The sequence below is a fragment of the Actinoplanes aureus genome (genome assembly GCF_015704865.1).
Classification (GTDB): Bacteria; Actinomycetota; Actinomycetes; order Mycobacteriales; family Micromonosporaceae; genus Actinoplanes; species Actinoplanes aureus.
Genome location: NZ_JADQTO010000044.1, coordinates 25,802 through 44,379, shown reverse-complemented (window position 1 = coordinate 44,379; position 18,578 = coordinate 25,802). Strand labels below are relative to the sequence as shown.

Sequence of the window (18,578 nt, the reverse complement as noted above, 5' to 3'; positions counted from 1 at the left end):
CGCCGGCGGATCCGCGAAAGTACGCCGGCCCGGGCATCACCGCCCGCCGGCGATCGTGGTACCGATAGGCTGAACCTCCCGCGTGTCGGGCTGTCGTCTTTTACGGAGGAACCGCGTGTCCAGCACCACCGAGCGTTCGCTCGTGCTCATCAAGCCCGACGCGGTCCGCCGCGGCCTGCTGGGTGAGATTCTCTCCCGTTTCGAGCGTAAGGGCCTGGTCGTCGAGGCGCTGGAGTTGCGCACGATGGACGCGTCGCTGGCGGACGCGCACTACGCCGAGCACGTCGAGCGGGACTTCTACCCGCCGCTGAAGACGTTCATGACGAGCGGGCCGCTGGCCGCCCTGGTGCTCTCCGGCGACTCGGTGATCGAGGTGGTCCGGGCCATGATCGGCGCGACCGACGGCCGGAAGGCGGCGGCCGGCACGATCCGGGGCGACCTGGCCCTCTCCAACCGGGAGAACCTGGTGCACGCCTCGGACTCGCCGGAGAGCGCCGAGCGCGAGCTGGCCCTCTGGTTCCCCAAGCTCTAGATCTAGAGCGTCTCCAGGCTGGCCCGCCGCCTTGACTCCGCCTCGAAGGTCTTGAGCAGGGCGGCAGCGACGATCGCGTACCCGGCTCCGACCAGCAGTTCGGCCAGCAGGGCGGGTGCGGCCGCACCGAGGCCGCGCCCGGCAGCGAGCAGCCGGGCCGCTTCCGCCGCGTGGGTGATCGGCAGGACGTGTCCGACACCGATCATCCACTGCGGTAGTTCCCCGCGCGGCACGTTCACCCCGGTGAGCAGCAGGAGGACGGCCACCGCGACGTTCGAGACCACCCAGACGTCGCGGAAGCGCAGACCCAGCGCGCCCAGGGTGAGCCCGAAGAAGCCACAGGCCAGCGATCCGGCCGCCAGCGCCAGCCCGAGACCGGGCAGCGCGGCGAGCGGAATCCGGAGGCCGAGCAGCAGCGATCCGGCGGTCAGCGTGAAGGCCGCGATCAGCAGGCCGTTCCCGGCGTACGGGAGAACGCGTCCCCAGAAGATCGCGGTCCGGCTGCGCGGCGACAGCAGCACGTGGCCCAGGGTGCCGTAGCGGCGCTCGTTGGCGACGGCCATCGTCCCGCCGAAGACGCACGCCGACGAGGCGGCCAGCACGGCGTTGCCGACGATGAAGAACCCGTCGTCAGCGACCCGGAGCTGCCGGCCCAGGTAGGCGAAGAACAGCAGCTGGAACGTGGGCCCGGCGAGCAGCGTTCCGGCGTACATGGTGGGCGAGGTCCAGTTGAACAGGGCCCGGTACGCGAGCGCGCCCCCGGTCGTGATCAGTCGCAGTGTGCTCATGAGAGCGCCAGGGTCGCGGCCGCGCGGGCACGGCGTTCGAACGAGGTGAGGCAGTACGCGCCGAGCAGCAGGCAGCCCGTTCCGATCGCCAGGCAGATCCCGATCGAGGGCCAGACCGGGCCGCCGACCGTGGCCTCCCGTACCGCCCGGGCGCCCCACGTGGTGGGGAGGACCGCCGCGATCGGGACGGTCCAGGACGGCAGCACGCTGATCGGCACCAGCATCCCGGAGAGCAGCCAGATCGGGTATTCGAGCGGGTTCGCCAGGGCGTTGGCGTTGCGGAGCAGGACGAACGTCGAGGCGAGCAGCAGGCCGAACATGCCCAGCCCGGCCACGCAGGCGAGGGTGGCGGCGAGGAAGGCGTACGGGCGGGCCAGGTCGAGCGGGATCCCGTACAGCAGGCGGCCCCAGAGCAGGGTGGCGAGCATGGCGTAGGTGCCGGTGATCGCGGTGGCCGCGGTGATCGGCAGGAGTACGGTCACCGGCCGCCGGGGCGCCATGATGATCATCTCCAGGGTGCCCTGCCAGCGCTGGTTCTGGATGGCACCGCCGGAGCCGAAGAGCACCGAGGACCAGACGCCCATCAGGCCGGCGCCGACCGCGGCCTCGAGCAGCCGGTGCGGTTCCTGCCCGGCCCGGAACAGGTGGACCGCCATGGTGGCCTGGACCACCGGGATGACCAGGGCCAGCGACACCTCGAACGGGGAGCGGCTCATGTGTTTGGCGTGCATCAGCGTGCCGATCAGGAGTGTCCTCATGCGGCGTTCACGATCGCCACGTACGCGTCCTCCAGGGTGGGTTCCCGGCTGGCGACCCGGCCGAGCCGGACACCCGCGAGCTCCCGGAGCACGTCACCCTGCACGTCCAGGTGCGCGTCGGACTGCACGGTCAGCAGTTGCAGCGTGCCGCGTTCCTCGACGGCGGTCTCGCGTACGCCGGGGAGTCCCCGGAGGGCGGCGATCGCGGAGTCCGGTACGCCGTACGCCTCCACCTCGACCACCCGCCGCCCGTCCGCGTGACTACGCAGCTCGGCCGGGGTGCCGAGCGCCTGGAGCCGGCCGTCCGCGATCACCGCGATCCGGTCGCAGAGCTCGTCGGCCTCGGCCATGTAGTGGGTGGTCAGCAGGACCGTGGTGCCGTTCGCGGCGAGGTTTCCGACGGTGCGGCGCAGTTCCCGGGCGGCCACCGGGTCGACACCGATCGACGGCTCGTCCAGGAACAGCACGTCCGGGTCGTGCAGCAGGCCACGGGCGATGTGCAGCCGCTGGCGCATGCCGCGGGAGTAGCCCTCCACCCGCTCGTGCTCGCGGCCGGTCAGCCCGACCAGGTCCAGCAGTTCGGCGATGGCGGACTTCTGCTGGTGGGGCGGGACACCGTAGAGCTCGGCGAAGTAGCGCAGGTTGTCCAGGCCGGAGAGCCGGTCGTAGAGGCCCCGGTCGCCGCCGAAGACGTACCCGATCCGGCGACGCACCTCCCTGGTCCGGGTGACCACGTCGAAACCGCAGATCCGGGCCGTGCCCGCGGTCGGGATCAGCAGCGTGTTGAGCATCTTGATGGTGGTCGTCTTGCCGGCGCCGTTCGGCCCGAGCAGGCCGAACAGCTCGCCGCGGCGGACCGTCAGGTCGATGCCGCGGACCGCCTCCACCTCGCTGCGCCGGGGCTTCAGCCAGCCGGTCCGGGTGCGGTAGGTGCGGCGCAGCCCCTCTGCCTCGATCGCGTACTCACTTCCCATGGTCGCCGACGCTAGAGCGACCCGGGCCGCCGGGAAACGGATTCGGCCGCCGCCGAATCTCCGCGCCGAGGAAAGGGCGGGCGAGCGGAGAGGGGGAGACAGGCGGGAGGAGGGAGTGGCTGGCGGCTGGTCAGGAGGCCGTCTCGATCGGGGTTGGGTCGCCGGTCAGCAGGGTGACCAGGGCTGTGCCTGCGGGTTCCAGGCCGTAGAGGACCCGCCTGCCCGCCCGGCGGCGATGCACGACGCCGGCCGCCTGCAAGCCGGTCAGGTGTTCGGAGACCGTGCTGGGGGCCAGGCCCAGGGCCACCGCCAGCGCGGTGGTGGTGGCGGGGACGGTGAGGGCGCGGAGTACGGACGCCCGGCCCCGCCCGAGCAGGACAGCCAGGCGGTCCTGGTCCTCCGGGACCGATGGCGCCGGGGTCTCGGCCAGTACGGCGGCCCCACGCGACTGGTAGGTGACCATGACCACCTCGGGGTGGTCGGTGGAGCACATCAGCGCACCCCGGGAGAAGATCAGCGGGACCAGCAGAAGCCGCTGATCCACCGCGTCGAAACTGTGCTCCAGCGGCTTGACCAGGGTGAGCACCGGCCGCTCCCAGCGGATCCGGTCGTGCAGCCGGGCGAGCAGGGCGTCCGGTCCGTCGGCCGCCAGCGCCCGGGCCCGCAGCAGCACCTCCTCGTCCAGCGCGGCCCGCATCGCCGGCCAGTGCGGTGCGATCGCCGCGTCCCAGTACGCCGCCAGCCCGCCCGCGAGCCGGTCCAGCGCCGCCCGCCGGTCGTCCCGGAACGGCCGCAGGACCTCCGGCACGTCACCGTCCGGGTAGTGCTTGTCCAACTGCTCCCCGATCACGTCGGCCGGGGTCTCGCGGAGCCGTTCGAGCTGCTCGCCGATGGTCGGCAGGGCGGTTTCCGGGATCGGGTCGATGAAGTCCGGTGAGGCACCGGGCAGTTGGGCGTAGAGGGACAGCGGCTCGGTCGCCGGATCGGTCTCCAGGATCCGGCGGGCGGTGCGGGCCCACGCGTCGTACGGCCACGGCGCGCCACCGGGATTGCGATGCAGCAGGTAGAGGCTGCAGACGGCCTCGCCGAGCGGGCTGATCGCGATCCGCGTGCGGGCCAAAGTCGGTTCATCGAGCTCGATCCGGATCACAGGTGGAGTTTAGGCTGAGGCCACCTGGCGGTCAGATTCGATCGATAGGCATCACATCATGAGCTTGATCTCCCGACGGAATCTGTTGCGGGCCGGTGTGGCGGGCGGCGTCGCCGGTGCCGTCCTCGAAGCGCCGGCGTTCTCGGCGGGCCCGGCCCGCCCGATCCTCACCCACGGCGTGCAGAGCGGCGACGCCACCGCGGACACGGCAGTCGTGTGGAGCCGGGCGGATCGTCCGGGCCGGCTGTGGGTGCAGACCAGCCGGCGGCCGGACTTCCGCGGTTCCCGCGTGCTGCGCGGGCCGGTGGTCACCCCGGAGACCGACTTCACCGGCAAGGTGCGGCTGCGTGGCCTGCCCGCCGGCGAGCGGGTGTACTACCGGGTCAAGGTGGAGAGCCTGGACCGGCCGGGGCTGTTCAGCGCGCCGGTGAGCGGTGAGCTCACCACGGCGCCGGTGCGCCGCGGTGACGTGCGATTCGTGTGGACCGCTGACGTGGCCGGGCAGGGCTGGGGCATCGATCCCGCCTTCGGCGGAATGCGGCTCTTCGAATCGATGCGCCGCCGGCGGCCGGACTTCCTGCTGCACAGCGGCGACACCGTGTACGCGGACGGCCCGCTCGCACCGACCGTGACCCTCCCCGACGGCCGGATCTGGCGGAACCTGATCACCGAGCCGAAGTCCAAGGTCGCCGAGACCCTGGACGAGTTCCGCGGCCAGTACGCGTACAACCTGCTGGACGAGCACTACCGGCGGTTCGCGGCCGAGGTGCCGCAGATCAACCAGTGGGACGACCACGAGGTGACGAACAACTGGTACCCGGGGGAGATCCTGACCGACGCCCGGTACACCGAGAAGCGGGTCGACGTGCTTGCCGGGCGGGCGCAGCAGGCGTTCCACGAGTGGCTGCCGATCCCGGGGACGACCGCGCCGATCTACCGCCGGATCCCGTACGGGCCGTTGCTCGACGTGTTCGTGCTGGACATGCGGACGGTCAAGGACGTGAACGACGGGAACACGTACGCCGACCCGAAGCGTGGCCTGCTCGGCCGGGAACAGCGGGAGTGGCTGATCGACGGGCTGCGCCGCAGTCGCGCGACCTGGAAGGTGATCGCCGCCGACCTGCCGCTGGGCATCATCGTGCCGGACGGCCCCGCGGCGCAGGAGGGGGTGGCCCAGGGCGACCCCGGTACGCCGAAGGGCCGCGAGCTGGAGTTCGCCGAGGTGCTGCGGTCTGCGCACCGGCACCGGGTGACCGGGATCGTGTTCCTCACCGCGGACGTGCACTACACGGCCGCCCACCACTACGACCCGGCGCGGGCGGCGGTCCAGGACTTCACCCCGTTCTGGGAATTCGTCTCCGGGCCCGCGCACGCCGGAGCTTTCGGGCCGAACGCCCTGGACGGCACGTTCGGGCCGGAAGCGGTATTCGTCAACGCGCCGCCGGTCGCGAATACGTCGCCGGCCGACGGGTTCCAGCACTTCGGCGAGGTGGAGATCGACGGTCGGTCGGGCGCGTTCACCGTGCACCTGCGCGATCGGGACGGGGTGAGTCTCTGGTCGACGACGCTTCGGCCTTGAGCTCGACCCGGGCTCTCCGCCCGGCGCCGGCGGCAGGGGCGTGACCAGCGACGCTGGTCGCCCCGGCCGTGGCGGGACTCTTCGTGGCGCGTACCCCGAATGGGGTTGGGGTTAATGCGGATGAGGGAAGCGAAGCGTGCCCGGTATCGTTGTGCGAACGCAGGCGACGAACCGGCCATCACCGGGGAGCCTCCGGAAGAACGGGCTTTGCCCTAGTAGAACCGGGCGGACACCGGACCGCGCAGCATCCGGCGAATGAGCGGGCGGGGCAACCCGTCAAGCGAGGTGGTACCGCGGGCCCGAGAGGCTCGTCCTCGCAGTCACGAGATGTGAACTGCTTGAGGAGAACCATGGCCTATCCGAAGCACACTGACGCCACGGGCGTTCCGGCTTCGCCGGATCTGCCGGCGGTCGAGCGCGCGGTCCTCGATCACTGGGCGGCCGACAAGACCTTCGAGGCGTCCGTCGACCAGCGCCGGGCCGGCGATGACGGCGCGAATGAGTACGTCTTCTACGACGGCCCGCCGTTCGCGAACGGGCTGCCGCACTACGGGCACCTGTTCACCGGGTACGTGAAGGACCTGGTTCCGCGTTACCAGACGATGCGCGGCAAGCGGGTGGAGCGGCGGTTCGGCTGGGACACGCACGGCCTGCCCGCCGAGGTGGAGGCCGAGAAGCAGCTCGGCATCACCACCAAGGCGCAGATCGTCGATCTGGGCATCGACAAGTTCAACGAGGCCTGCCGGACCTCCGTGCTCGCCTACACCAAGGACTGGGAGCGGTACGTCACGCGCCAGGCCCGCTGGGTGGACTTCGCCGACGACTACAAGACCCTCGATCCGGCATACATGGAGTCGGTCATGTGGGCGTTCAAGACGCTGCATGACAAGGGCCTGGTCTACGAGGGTTTCCGGGTCCTCGCCTACTGCTTCCGGTGCGAGACGCCGCTGTCCAACACCGAGACCCGGATGGACGACGTCTACCGGGACCGGACGGATCCCGCTTTGACGGTTAAATTCCGTCTCTCCACCGGCGAAGACATCGCGGTCTGGACGACGACCCCGTGGACGCTGCCGTCGAACCTGGCGTTGGCCGTCGGTCCGGACATCGAATATGCGGTCATGTCTGATACGTCCGGGCGAAAGCTCCTTATCGGCGCCGGCCGAGTGGGTGCCTACGCCAAAGAGCTTGAGGGGTACGAACAAACCGGCTCGGTCTTCGGTCGTGACCTCGTGGGGCGCCGCTACACGCCGCTGTTCGACTTCCTGGTCGAGCCGGGTGGCGAGAACGCCTTCCAGGTCCTCGGTGCCGACTTCGTGACCACCGAGGACGGTACGGGTGTCGTGCACATGGCGCCCGCCTTCGGTGAGGACGACCAGAACGCCTGCAACGCGGCCGGCATCCCGACCGTGGTGACCGTCGACGACCACACCCGGTTCACCTCGCTGGTCCCGGACTTCCAGGGCCTGCAGGTCTTCGACGCCAACAAGCCGGTGATCGCGGTTCTGAAGGAGCGCGGCGTGGTGCTGCGCCACGACGGGTACACGCACTCGTACCCGCACTGCTGGCGCTGCGACACCCCGCTGGTCTACAAGGCCGTGTCCTCGTGGTTCGTCGCGGTCACCCAGTTCCGGGACCGGATGGTCGAGCTGAACCAGGAGATCAGCTGGACGCCGTCGCACATCAAGGACGGCTCGTTCGGCAAGTGGCTGTCGAACGCCCGCGACTGGTCGATCTCCCGGAACCGGTTCTGGGGCTCGCCGATCCCGGTCTGGAAGTCGGACGACCCGCAGTATCCGCGGGTGGACGTCTACGGCTCGTTCGAGGACCTGGAGCGCGACTTCGGGGTCAAGGTCACCGACCTGCACCGGCCGTACGTCGACGAGCTGACCCGGCCGAACCCGGACGACCCGACCGGTAAGTCCACCATGCGGCGCGTGCCGGAGGTGCTGGACTGCTGGTTCGAGTCCGGGTCGATGCCGTTCGCCCAGGTGCACTACCCGTTCGAGAACAAGGACTGGTTCGAGCACCACTACCCGGGTGACTTCATCGTCGAGTACATCGGGCAGACCCGCGGCTGGTTCTACACCATGCACGTGCTGGCCACCGCGCTCTTCGACCGGCCGGCGTTCCGCAACTGCCTGAGCCACGGCATCCTGCTGGGCGAGGACGGCCGCAAGATGTCCAAGTCGCTGCGGAACTATCCGGACGTCTACCGGGTGTTCGACACGTACGGCTCGGACGCGATGCGCTGGATGCTGATGTCGTCGCCGGTGCTCCGGGGTGGCGACATGCCGGTCACCGAGGTGGCGATCCGGGATTCGGTTCGCCAGGTGCTGCTGCCGCTCTGGAACGTCTGGTACTTCTTCAGCCTTTATGCCAACGCTTCCGGTCATGAGGCTTCGTTCCGGGCGGACTCCACGCACCTGCTCGACCGGTACATCCTGGCCAAGACGGGTGAGCTGGTCAGCGACGTGCAGCGGCAGATGGACGAGTACGACATCTCCGGTGCTGCCGGAAGTGTCCGAGCCTATCTGGACGCGCTGACCAACTGGTACGTCCGCCGCTCCCGGGACCGCTTCTGGGCCGGTGACGCGGACGCGTTCGACACCCTGGCCACCGTGCTGGAAACGGTCACCCGGGTGGTGGCGCCGCTCGCGCCGCTGACCGCCGAGGAGATCTGGCGCGGCCTCACCGGCGGCCGTTCGGTGCACCTCACCGACTGGCCCTCGGCCGACACGTTCCCGGCCGACCACGAGCTGGTCGCGTCGATGGACGCGATCCGCGACGTGGCGTCCGCCGGCCTGTCCCTGCGCAAGGCCAAGGGCCTGCGGGTCCGGCTGCCGCTGGCCACGGCGACCGTCGCCACCCCGTCGGGTGCGGCGCTCGCCGGGCTCGGTGACCTGCTCAAGGACGAGCTCAACGTGAAGAACGTGGTCTTCACCGACGACGTCGCCGCGTACTGCCAGCAGGTGCTGACCGTGGTACCGCGGGCGCTCGGCCCCCGGGTCGGCAAGCAGGTCCAGCAGGTGATCAAGGCGGTCAAGTCTGGCGAGTGGCAGCTCGTCGACGGTGCCCCGGTCGCGGCCGGCGTCACCCTCGCCGAGGGGGAGTACGAGCTGAAGCTGGTCGCCGCGGACGTGGAGAACTCGGCACCGCTGCCGGCCGGCGGGGGCGTCGTGGTCCTGGACACCGTGGTCACCCCGGAACTGGCGGCCGAAGGCCTGGCCCGCGACGTGATCCGCGTCGTGCAGCAGGCCCGCCGGGACGCCGACCTGGACGTCAGTGACCGGGTGCGGCTTGAGGTCCTGGCGTCGGCAGAGGTGCTCACCGCGGTCGAAGCCCACGCGGAGTTCGTCAAGGGCGAGACTCTGGCGACCTCGCTGACGCTGACTCCGGCCGAGCCGGAGCAGACCGCGGTGCTCGGCGCTCTGGGCGGCGGCTTCGCCGGCGAGGTCGGCGACGGTGAGCAGGTCGTGGTCACTGTCACAGCGAACTAAATAGCCGAATGGCCCGGATGTTCGCCTGGTGTGGGCGAATGTCCGGGCCGTCGCGCAAGATCATTAGGTACTTCGGCCTTGTCGTCCGATAACCTCACAGCACCCATTTACTACTAGGCACCCAGGTGTTTCCCGGAGGACGAGTTGCCGCTGCTCTACTCGATCGGCAAGGTCACCGTCGGCAAGGCGTTGATGACTGGCTGGCGGCCGCACGTCGAAGGCATCGAGAACATCCCGCGCACCGGCGGCGCGATCTTCGCCGGCAATCACCTCTCCGTCGCCGACGAGCTCTTCCTCGGCGCGGTGGTCCCGCGGCACCTCGCGTTCTGGGCCAAGTCCGACTACTTCACCGGCACCGGCGTCAAGGGCTTCCTCAACCGCAAGCTGATGGAGGGGCTCGGCGCGATCCGGGTCGAGCGGGCCGGCGGGCGGGCGGCGCTCACCGCGTTCGACGCGGCCATCCCCGCGCTCGAGGGCGGTGACCTGGTCGCCGTCTACCCCGAGGGCACCCGCTCGCCGGACGGCAAGCTCTACCGCGGCCGTACCGGCGTGGCGCGCCTGGCCGTCGCCGCCGGCGTGCCGATCATCCCGGTCGGCATGCTCGGCACCGAGAAGGTCCAGCCGATCGGCCGCCTCTACCCGAAACTGATGCGCAACACCGTCACGGTCAAGTTCGGCCGCCCGATCGAGACGGTCGGCCGGTCCGACGACCGGACCGCGCTGCGCGAACTCACCGACCAGGTGATGGCCGAGATCCAGAAACTCACCGGCCAGGAATACGTGCCGCGCTACGCGCCGGCCAAGCGCGAGGCCTAGGCATTCCGGTTCCGCTTCCTTTTCGGTACGCGCAGCCACCGTCCCGCCGGAGTCCGGCCGTCCCCGCTCCACCGCGCGAGCTTCCCGCCCGCTCCGGGCCCCAGCGCGACCGCCGGGCCCGGGTGGGTGCTCAGCTCCAGTACTTCGGAGTGAGCACCACGGACCGCAGACCGGCGACCAGCTCGGCGCTCTCCTCGATCGAGCGGCGGGTGAGCAGGACGGTGGCCAGGCTGCCGTGATCCGCCCAGGCGCACGCCACCACCGAGCTGTTGTTCAGCCGCCCGACGCCGCAGCGTTCGTGCACACCGAACTCACCGACGTCGTAGGACTGGACATCCTTGAGCTTGAGCTCGCTGGTGAGCCGGTCCAGCTGGGTGTCCACGTCGGAGCCCGGAGTCAGCCGCCAGCCGGTGACACCGAACACGGTGACCCGCTTGCCACGCCCGTCGGCGTAGGTCCCGGCGAACGCGTCACCCGCCGAACCGGCCTCCTGCAACTGCTCGGCGAGCCGCTCGGCGGCGCGTTGCCCGGCCGCGGTGTCGCGCAGGTCGAGGTCGGCGAAGGAGTCCGGCAGTACCGCGGAGACCGGGTGCTGCCGGGCGACCGGGAACTGCCAGTAGGCGAGCGGGCCACCGCAGCAGAGCACCAGGCCCAGCACGGTCAGCAGCGTCATCCGGCGCAGCCAGCGGCGGACCCGGCCGCGACGCCGGGGCGGGACCGGGCGGGCTGCCCAGGGCGGCGGCGCCGGACGCACCGGTGCGGGGCGCGGCTGGACCGGAATCCGGGTCTGCGGCGGCTGCGCGGGGGCTTTCGCCCGTCGCCAGGGCCGCAGCTTCGGGCGCATGGGAGGCAGGCCGGTGCCGCCCGCCGGTGGCGGGTAGGTGCCGGGCGCGGGGATGGCGGGCCGGGCGGTCCCGCGGGTCTGACCTGCGCTGCCGGCCTGCCCTGCGTTGCCATTCTGACCTGGGCTGCCGGTCTGACCTGGGCTGTTGGTCTGGCTGACCTTCGCGGCCTGGTTTGCGATCGCGGCCTGGCCGGCCTTTGCCACCTGGCCGGCTTTCGCGGCCTGCTCGGCGGCTTTCGCCGCGGCCACGACCGCGGCCGCCTTCGCGGCATCGAGGACCTTGGAGCCGGCGGCCAGGGCGTCGGCCATCGCCTTCTCGGCGGCATCGGCCGCCTTGGCGGCGGCCGGTGATGCGGCGTGGCCATACGGCGCTGCGGGGTCCAACCTGGTGGGCGGAGGTGCGGCGTCCAGCCGGGTGGGTGGCGGGACGGCATCCTGCCTGGTGGGCGGGGATGCGGCCGCCGTGCCGGTCGATGCCTGGGACGCGGCCCCCGTGCCGGCCGGTGCGTCGAAGCGGGCGGCCGGGAGCGCGGTCTCCGCGGCGAAGGTCTCCGGCCAGACCGGGGTGTCCTGGTCCGCCCAGGGATCGACGGCGGGCATGGTCGCCCAGTCGTCGGGCTCCGCGGGCTCCGGCTCGGCTCCGCTCACCCGCTCCCACAGGCGTGCCCACCTCGACCGCCGCGGCCCGGTCTCGGGCACCGCCGCGGCACCGCTCCACCGGGACGGCAGGTCCAGGGTGGCCGGATCGGCGGACTCCGCGATCCGGGACGGCTCGGACACTCCGGCGGCCGGGGTCGGGTCGACCGGCGGCTGGTCGGCCATTGTTTCGATCTCCTCCCGCACGCCTGAGGACGAACGTCTTGCCCCAGGTTAGGAGCTCCATGCCAGGGGGACGGGGGGTCCAGAACCGGACGGTCGGCGCGAATGCCGGACAACGAGGGCGATGTGCGGAACGCTCCGGAGTCGTATGGTTACCCGGACCCGCCGTCGGTGCGCGCCGTGCGGCCGGGAAGTGCCCGGAGTCACCACCGGTGATACGTTCGCCACCGCCCGACCCGGAGGGTTTTGTTGAGCATGAGAACCACGCAGAGAAACGCCGTCACCATGGCTGGGGCCGAATCTGGCCGGCCGATGCTGTTCGCACACGGATACGGCTGTGACCAGAACATGTGGCGTTTCGTCACGCCGGCCTTCGCGGACACCCATCGGATCGTCCTGTTCGACCACGTCGGCAACGGTAAGTCGGACCTGTCGGCGTACGACGACGCCCGTTACTCCACCCTCGACGGCTACGCCGAGGACGTCCTGGAGATCGTGCGGGAGAACGACCTGCGTGATGTGATCTTCGTCGGTCACTCGGTGAGCGCGATGATCGGCCTGCTGGCCGCCAACCGCGAGCCGGAGCGCTTCGCCGGTCTGGTGATGGTGGGTCCGTCGCCGCGCTACATCAACGACGAGGCGGACGGTTACGTCGGCGGGTTCCGGCGCTCCGACATCGAGGAGATGCTGGAGTCGCTGGACAGCAACTATCTGGGCTGGTCCAGCGCGATGGCTCCGGTGATCATGGGAAATCCCGGCCGGCCGGAGCTGGGGGACGAGCTGACGAACAGCTTCTGCCGTACCGATCCGGAGATCGCCAAGAAGTTCGCCCGGGTCACGTTCCTCTCGGACAACCGGGCCGATCTGCCGCGGTCACGCGTACCCTCGCTGATTTTGCAGTGCTCGGACGATGTGATCGCGCCCACCGTGGTGGGTGAGTATGTGCACAAGCACACCCCGGAGAGCACCTTCGTGACCATGAACGCGACGGGGCATTGCCCGAACCTGAGCGCGCCGGAGGAGACGGTTGACGCCATCAAGTCCTGGTTGTAGACAGCGGGCATGATCGGCGGAGCAGTGGCGTGAGTGAAACTGGTGGGCCGGACGTGACACAGGAGTTGCGACTGCCCTGGGACGACGATCCCGAGGACCTGTACGAACACGCGCCCTGCGGCTACCTGACGACGCTCCCGGACGGCACGATCGTCCGGGTCAACGAGACGTTCCTGGCCTGGACCGGGTATACGCGTGCCGACCTGATCGGGCACCGGCGGTTCCGTGACCTGCTGACTCCCGGCTGCCAGCTCTACCACGAGACGCACTACGCGCCGCTGCTCAGCATGCAGGGCGAGGTGCACGAGATCGCGCTCGACGTGGTGTGCCGGGACGGGCGCAGGGTCCCCACGCTGGTGAACTCGGTGCTCGAGCGCGGTCCCGGCGGTGCGCCGCGGATCATCCGGACGATGGTCTTCAACGCGACCGAGCGCCGCGGCTACGAGCAGGAGCTGCTCGCCGCCCGCCGCGCCGCGGAGGACTCCGAGCGCCGGGTCCGTGTCCTTCAGCAGATAGTGGCCGACCTGGCCGCCGCGCCGACCGAGGCCGAGGTGGCCGAGGCGGTGCTGGGTGCCCCGGAGCCCGCTTTCCAGGCGGCAAGCAGCAGCATCTATCTGATCGACCCGGACCGCGACCAGCTGATCGCGGTGGCGTCCACCGATCCGATGACCGGCAATTGGGAGGACATGCCGTGTTCCTCGGACCGGGCGGTCGCCGAGGTGGCCCGGCGCGGCGACCTGCACGTGATCGGCTCGCTGGCCGATGCGGACGAGCACTTCCCCGACCTGGCCCAGTCGATGCGCGACTCGGGCCGCGGCACCGTGGTGCTGCTGCCGCTCACCACCGGCCCCGCGGACGATCAGAACGGGGCCACCGTGCTCGGCGTGCTGGCGTTCAGCTTCCGCGAGGAGCGTGCGCTCAGTGACGGTGAGCTGCGGGTCATCCGCCTGCTCGGGCAGCAGGCCGGGCAGGCGCTGGACCGGGCCCGGCTCTACGACGACGCCCGCCGCCGGGAGGAGCGTTCGCTGTTCCTGGCCGGGACGACCCGCGCCCTCGACGAGGAACACCGCCTGCTGCAACGGGCGCGTCGGCTGGTCGAGCGCGTGGTTCCGGAGATCGCCGACTGGGCCACGGTGCGGCTGCAGGTCGGTCCGGCGGGCCTGGTCGAGTACGCCGGCGGACCGGCGCCCGATCCGGAGGCGCTCGCCGTACGGGTCGCCGAGGTGATCGAGTCGGCGGCACCGGCCTACGCCACCGACGGTGACGGGGTGGGGTGCACGGTGCTTCCGCTGACCGTCCGTGGCCGGGTGATCGGCACCCTCGCCCTGCGGATGGCACCGGACCGGCGGGGCGCCGACGCGGAGCGGCTGTTCCTCGTCGACCTGGCCGACCGGGCCGGGCTCGCACTGGAGAACGCCCGCCTCTACGAGCAGGAGCGGGCCATCGCCCGGACCCTGCAGCGCAGCCTGCTCGCCGGTGACGTGCCCGGCGGCGACACACGGTTCGCCGTGGAGACCTACTACCAGGCGGCGGCGCAGGACCTGGAGGTCGGCGGCGACTGGTTCGACGCGTTCATGATCACCCCGAACAAGCTGGCCGTGGTGGTCGGCGACGTGGTGGGCCGGGGCATCGACGCGGCCACCACGATGGGGCAGCTGCGCAGCGCGATCCGGGCGCTGGCGTCGGCGGAGAACGGGCCGGCCCGGCTTCTCGAAGGGCTGGACCGGTTCTGCGAGCGGGTCGACTCGGCGCGGATGGCCACCGTCGTCTACGCCGAGGTGGACCTGATCAGCGGCGAGCTGTCGTACGGCTGCGCCGGTCACCTGCCACCGCTGCTGCACGAGCCGGCCGGCTCACCGCAGTACCTGTTGCAGGCCCGCTCGGCGCCGCTCGGCTCACGGGCCGGGGACCGGCGGCGTACCGAGCACCGGGTCCGGCTGGCCTCCGGTAGCCGCCTGCTGCTGTACACCGACGGCCTGGTGGAGCGCCGCGGCCGGCCGATCGACCGCGGCTTCGAGGTGCTGGCCCGCGAGTACGCCCGGCGCCGGGACGCACCGCTCAAGGGCCTGACCGCCGGGCTCGCCGACACCATGGTCGGCCGGGACCACGGCGACGACGTCTGCCTGCTCTGCCTGACGCTCGGCACCGAGGAGCGGCTGGAACGCTCGATCGGTGCCGACCCGCTCCAGATCGCCCTGCTCCGGGCCGACCTGCGTGGCTGGCTGATCGGGCACGCGGTGGACACCGAGTGCGTGAACGCGGTTCTGCTCGCCTGCTCGGAGGCGGTGGCGAACGCGATCGAGCACGGCTACCGTGACGACCCGTTCGGGGTGGTCGACGTGGCGGCCACGGTGAGCGCGGACGCGGTCGAGGTCCGCGTCGCCGACCGGGGCAGCTGGCGCGGGCCGGGCACCGACTTCGTTCGTGGCCGGGGGCTACAGCTGATCGAGGACTCGATGGACGAGGTCTTCTTCGACCGCGGCGAGGGTACGACCGTCACCATGCGACGGCACCGGGAAACACCATGACCGACGAGTGGGTGAGTTTCTCCCAGCGCGGTGTGGCCGCACTGGTCCACCTCAGGGGCGAGATCGATCTGGCCAACGCCAACGACATCGGCCGGGCGATCGTCGCGCGGGTCACCGACGCGGACGCGGTGCTGATCGACCTGACCGCGGTTTCGTTCCTGGACAGCGCCGGGGTGCGCCTGCTGGACCTGATCGTGGGAGATCTGGACGATCGGGGGAGGCCCGTCAAGCTGGTGGTCGGAGAGCGTGGGGCCGCCCGGATGACGCTCCAGCTCTGCGCGTTCCGTACCGATCTTCTCGCCACCGACCTGGACCGGGCCGCGGAGGAACTGGCCGGATAGTCCGCGTACCCTGGACACCCATGAGCGTGAGTTCCGTCTTCCCGCAGCTCGAGCAGCTGCTGCCCCGGGTCAGCAAACCGATCCAGTACGTGGGCGGCGAGCTCGGCGCCGTCGTCAAGGACTGGGACGCCACCACCGTCCGGTGGGCGCTGATGTACCCGGACGCGTACGAGGTCGGCCTGCCCAACCAGGGTGTGCAGATCCTGTACGAGGTTCTGAACGAGCAGGAGGACGTGCTCGCCGAGCGGACCTACTCGGTCTGGCCGGACCTCGAGGCGCTGATGAAGGAGAACGGCGTCCCGCAGTTCACCGTCGATGCGCACCGGCCGGTGAAGGCGTTCGACGTCTTCGGGCTGTCGTTCGCCACCGAGCTCGGCTACACCAACATGCTCTCCGCGCTCGATCTCGCCGGCATTCCGCTGAACAGCGCCGATCGCGACGAGAGCCACCCGATCGTCCTGGCCGGTGGGCACGCCAGCTTCAACCCGGAGCCGATCGCCGACTTCATCGACGCCGCCGTGCTCGGTGACGGCGAGGAGGCGGTCCTGGAGATCACCGGGATCATCCGGGACTGGAAGGCGGAGGGCTGCCCGGGCGGCCGGGACGAGCTGCTGCTGCGCCTGGCGCGTACCGAGAGTATCTACGTGCCGCGTTTCTACGACGTGGACTACCTGCCGGACGGTCGCATCCAGCGGGTCGTGCCGAACCGGCCGGACGTGCCGTTCCGGGTCGCCAAGCGCACGACGATGGATCTGGACGCCTGGCCGTACCCGAAGAAGCCCCTGGTCCCGCTCGCCGAGACGGTCCACGAGCGGTACGCCGTGGAGATCTTCCGCGGCTGCACCCGCGGTTGCCGGTTCTGCCAGGCCGGCATGATCACCCGCCCGGTACGGGAGCGGTCGATCACCACGGTCGGCCAGATGGTCCAACAGGGCCTGGAGTTCTCCGGCTTCTCCGAGGTCGGCCTGCTCTCGCTCTCCAGCGCCGACCACTCGGAGATCGGCGACATGTGCTCCGGCCTCGCCGAGCAGTACGCGGACACCAACGTCTCGCTGTCGCTGCCGTCGACCCGGGTCGACGCGTTCAACATCGACCTGGCCCAGGAGCTGTCCCGCAACGGACGGCGTACCGGTCTCACCTTCGCGCCGGAGGGCGGCTCGGAGCGGATCCGCAAGGTCATCAACAAGATGGTGACCAAGGAAGACCTGATCCGGACCGTCGTGACGGCGTACTCCAACGGCTGGCGGCAGGTGAAGCTGTACTTCATGTGCGGCCTGCCCACCGAGACCGACGAGGACGTCCTCGAGATCGCGCACATGGCGCACGAGGTGATCCGCGCCGGTCGTGAGGCGGCCGGCACCAAGGACATCCGCTGCACCGTGTCGATCGGCGGGTTCGTGCCCAAGCCGCACACCCCGTTCCAGTGGGCTTCGATGGAGCGTCCCGAGGTCATCGACGCCCGCCTCAAGCTGCTCAAGCAGGAGATCAACAGTGACCGCTCGCTGGGCCGGGCGATCGGTTTCCGCTACCACGACGGCGAGCCGTCGCTGATCGAGGGCCTGCTGTCCCGCGGTGACCGCCGGGTCGGCCAGGTCATCCGCCGGGTCTGGGAGAAGGGCGGCCGGTTCGACGGCTGGTCCGAGCACTTCTCCTACTCGCGCTGGGTGGAGGCCTGCGACGAGGTCCTGCCCGGTTTCGGCGTGGACCTGGACTGGTTCACCACCCGGGAGCGCGAGGAGCTCGAGGTCCTGCCCTGGGACCACCTGGACTCCGGCCTCGACAAGGACTGGCTCTGGCAGGACTGGCAGGACTCGATGAGCGAGTTCGAGCAGGACGACTGCCGCTGGACCCCATGCTTCGACTGCGGCGTCTGCCCGGCCATGGACACCGAGATCCAGATCGGCCCGACCGGCAAGAAGCTGCTCCCCTTGACGCCCGTGACCCGGGTTCCCGCTTAGGAGAAGGACCATTCCCCCGAAGAACCAGCCCCCGGGCGGTCAGGCCCCGGTCGTGCAGCGGATCCGCCTGCGGTACGCCAAACGCGGCCCGCTGCGGTTCACCTCGCATCGCGACTTCGCCCGTGCTTTCGAGCGGGCGCTGCGCCGCGCGGCCGTGCCGATCGCCTACTCCCAGGGCTTCACGCCACACCCGAAGATCTCGTACGCCAGCGCCGCACCCACCGGGGTCGGCAGCGAGGCGGAGTACCTGGAGATCGGCCTGCAGGCCGCGGCCGACCCGGAGCAGTTGCGGGTCGCGCTGGACGCCGCCCTCTCCCCGGGCCTCGACATCCTGGAGGCGGTGATCGCCCCCGAGGGCGGTGGGAGTCTCGCCGACCGGATCGACGCCTCGCGCTGGCGGCTGGAACTTCCTGAGGTGGAACCGGTCACAGCCAAGGAAGCGGTCGCGGCCTTCCTCGACGCGCCGGAAGTGCTGGTCGAGCGCATGACCAAACAGGGCCGGCGCACTTTTGACGCGCGCGCGGCGGTGAACAACTGCGCGGTGACCGGGGAGGCAGACCTACCTTCCGGGGCCGTTGGCGTACCGTGTGCGATAATCGACCTTGTCGTACGGCAGGTTACGCCCGCCGTACGGCCCGATGACGTCCTTTCCGGTCTGCGCGTGGTGGCCGGCCTGGAGCCGCCGGTGCCCCCTAGGGTGACCCGGCTGGCCCAGGGCACACTCACCGCGCAGGGGGAGATCGTCGATCCGTTGGACGCGGATCGCGGGGACGTCGGCATCGGAGGACGCTAGCCGGAAACGGTCGGCGTTCGTTGAACCTTCTTCAACGTGGCGAGGGCGGTAACACCCGGCGCCGGCCAACGGCCCGGTCGCCTTCGGCCCGATGCCAGGTTGAAAAAGGTTCATTTGGCAGACTTCGGAAGCCCGGCCGCGCCGG

Annotated in this window: 14 protein-coding genes; 9 read left to right on the top strand and 5 right to left on the bottom strand. The window is 70.7% G+C overall.

Annotation, left to right across the window (positions count from 1 at the left end):
* The first annotated feature begins 115 nt into the window (after positions 1–115).
* On the top strand, positions 116–532 hold the full coding sequence (gene ndk / locus I4J89_RS45930) for a nucleoside-diphosphate kinase (RefSeq protein WP_196420546.1): 417 nt from the start codon (positions 116–118) through the stop codon (positions 530–532).
* A 2-nt stretch (positions 533–534) separates the two neighbouring features.
* Here the strand turns inward: ndk and I4J89_RS45925 are convergent, their stop codons facing one another.
* The 4 genes from I4J89_RS45925 to I4J89_RS45910 form a co-directional block, all read right to left on the bottom strand.
* Positions 535–1,320: an ABC transporter permease gene (locus tag I4J89_RS45925; RefSeq protein WP_196420545.1), complete on the bottom strand. Its 786-nt coding sequence runs from the start codon at positions 1,318–1,320 to the stop codon at positions 535–537.
* The gene (locus I4J89_RS45920; RefSeq protein ID WP_196420544.1) at positions 1,317–2,078 is read right to left on the bottom strand and encodes an ABC transporter permease; all 762 of its coding nucleotides are present in this window, start codon (positions 2,076–2,078) and stop codon (positions 1,317–1,319) included. The genes I4J89_RS45925 and I4J89_RS45920 overlap by 4 nt, the downstream gene beginning before the upstream one ends.
* Positions 2,075–3,052 carry an ABC transporter ATP-binding protein gene (locus I4J89_RS45915; RefSeq protein WP_196420543.1) on the bottom strand — a complete coding sequence of 326 codons (978 nt, stop codon included), beginning with the start codon at positions 3,050–3,052 and terminating at the stop codon, positions 2,075–2,077. Before I4J89_RS45915 ends, I4J89_RS45920 begins: the two co-directional genes overlap by 4 nt.
* Before the next feature lie 130 nt (positions 3,053–3,182).
* On the bottom strand, positions 3,183–4,202 hold the full coding sequence (locus I4J89_RS45910) for an ArsR/SmtB family transcription factor (protein WP_196420542.1): 1,020 nt from the start codon (positions 4,200–4,202) through the stop codon (positions 3,183–3,185).
* A gap of 58 nt (positions 4,203–4,260) precedes the next feature.
* Between I4J89_RS45910 and I4J89_RS45905 the strand changes: the two genes are divergently transcribed.
* The 3 genes from I4J89_RS45905 (at position 4,261) to I4J89_RS45895 (ending at position 10,097) form a co-directional block, all read left to right on the top strand.
* Complete coding sequence (locus tag I4J89_RS45905; protein ID WP_196420541.1) at positions 4,261–5,781, top strand: alkaline phosphatase D family protein; 1,521 nt, start codon at positions 4,261–4,263, stop codon at positions 5,779–5,781.
* A gap of 350 nt (positions 5,782–6,131) precedes the next feature.
* Positions 6,132–9,281: an isoleucine--tRNA ligase gene (gene ileS / locus I4J89_RS45900; RefSeq protein ID WP_196420540.1), complete on the top strand. Its 3,150-nt coding sequence runs from the start codon at positions 6,132–6,134 to the stop codon at positions 9,279–9,281.
* Between the two features lie 144 nt (positions 9,282–9,425).
* Complete coding sequence (locus tag I4J89_RS45895; RefSeq protein WP_196420539.1) at positions 9,426–10,097, top strand: lysophospholipid acyltransferase family protein; 672 nt, start codon at positions 9,426–9,428, stop codon at positions 10,095–10,097.
* Between the two features lie 130 nt (positions 10,098–10,227).
* Here I4J89_RS45895 and I4J89_RS45890 read toward each other — a convergent pair whose 3' ends face one another.
* A complete protein-coding gene (locus I4J89_RS45890) occupies positions 10,228–11,763 on the bottom strand; it encodes a hypothetical protein (protein WP_196420538.1) in 1,536 nt (511 codons plus the stop codon).
* A gap of 252 nt (positions 11,764–12,015) precedes the next feature.
* Between I4J89_RS45890 and I4J89_RS45885 the strand changes: the two genes are divergently transcribed.
* Genes I4J89_RS45885 through I4J89_RS45865 form a run of 5 tightly spaced genes read left to right on the top strand, consistent with a single transcriptional unit; the run spans position 12,016 to position 18,433 of the window.
* Positions 12,016–12,813, top strand: a complete 798-nt coding sequence (locus I4J89_RS45885) for an alpha/beta fold hydrolase (RefSeq protein WP_196420537.1) — start codon at positions 12,016–12,018, stop codon at positions 12,811–12,813.
* 29 nt (positions 12,814–12,842) lie between these two features.
* Positions 12,843–15,341 carry a SpoIIE family protein phosphatase gene (locus tag I4J89_RS45880; RefSeq protein ID WP_309238777.1) on the top strand — a complete coding sequence of 833 codons (2,499 nt, stop codon included), beginning with the start codon at positions 12,843–12,845 and terminating at the stop codon, positions 15,339–15,341.
* Positions 15,338–15,682 carry an STAS domain-containing protein gene (locus tag I4J89_RS45875; protein WP_196420536.1) on the top strand — a complete coding sequence of 115 codons (345 nt, stop codon included), beginning with the start codon at positions 15,338–15,340 and terminating at the stop codon, positions 15,680–15,682. Before I4J89_RS45880 ends, I4J89_RS45875 begins: the two co-directional genes overlap by 4 nt.
* A 20-nt stretch (positions 15,683–15,702) precedes the next feature.
* A complete protein-coding gene (locus tag I4J89_RS45870; protein ID WP_196420535.1) occupies positions 15,703–17,640 on the top strand; it encodes a TIGR03960 family B12-binding radical SAM protein in 1,938 nt (645 codons plus the stop codon).
* Positions 17,641–17,692: 52 nt separating this feature from the next.
* Positions 17,693–18,433, top strand: coding sequence for a TIGR03936 family radical SAM-associated protein (locus I4J89_RS45865; protein WP_196420534.1), 741 nt, complete (start codon positions 17,693–17,695; stop codon positions 18,431–18,433).
* The last annotated feature ends 145 nt before the right edge of the window (positions 18,434–18,578 follow it).

Bases quoted from the DNA above. Each gene is read 5' to 3' on its own strand.
- I4J89_RS45925 (WP_196420545.1), bottom strand. From the start codon at position 1,320: ATGAGCACACTGCGACTGATCACGACCGGGGGCGCGCTCGCGTACCGG.
- I4J89_RS45920 (WP_196420544.1), bottom strand. From the start codon at position 2,078: ATGAGGACACTCCTGATCGGCACGCTGATGCACGCCAAACACATGAGC.
- I4J89_RS45915 (WP_196420543.1), bottom strand. From the start codon at position 3,052: ATGGGAAGTGAGTACGCGATCGAGGCAGAGGGGCTGCGCCGCACCTAC.
- I4J89_RS45905 (WP_196420541.1), top strand. From the start codon at position 4,261: ATGAGCTTGATCTCCCGACGGAATCTGTTGCGGGCCGGTGTGGCGGGC.
- ileS (WP_196420540.1), top strand. From the start codon at position 6,132: ATGGCCTATCCGAAGCACACTGACGCCACGGGCGTTCCGGCTTCGCCG.
- I4J89_RS45890 (WP_196420538.1), bottom strand. From the start codon at position 11,763: ATGGCCGACCAGCCGCCGGTCGACCCGACCCCGGCCGCCGGAGTGTCC.
- I4J89_RS45885 (WP_196420537.1), top strand. From the start codon at position 12,016: ATGAGAACCACGCAGAGAAACGCCGTCACCATGGCTGGGGCCGAATCT.
- I4J89_RS45875 (WP_196420536.1), top strand. From the start codon at position 15,338: ATGACCGACGAGTGGGTGAGTTTCTCCCAGCGCGGTGTGGCCGCACTG.
- I4J89_RS45870 (WP_196420535.1), top strand. From the start codon at position 15,703: ATGAGCGTGAGTTCCGTCTTCCCGCAGCTCGAGCAGCTGCTGCCCCGG.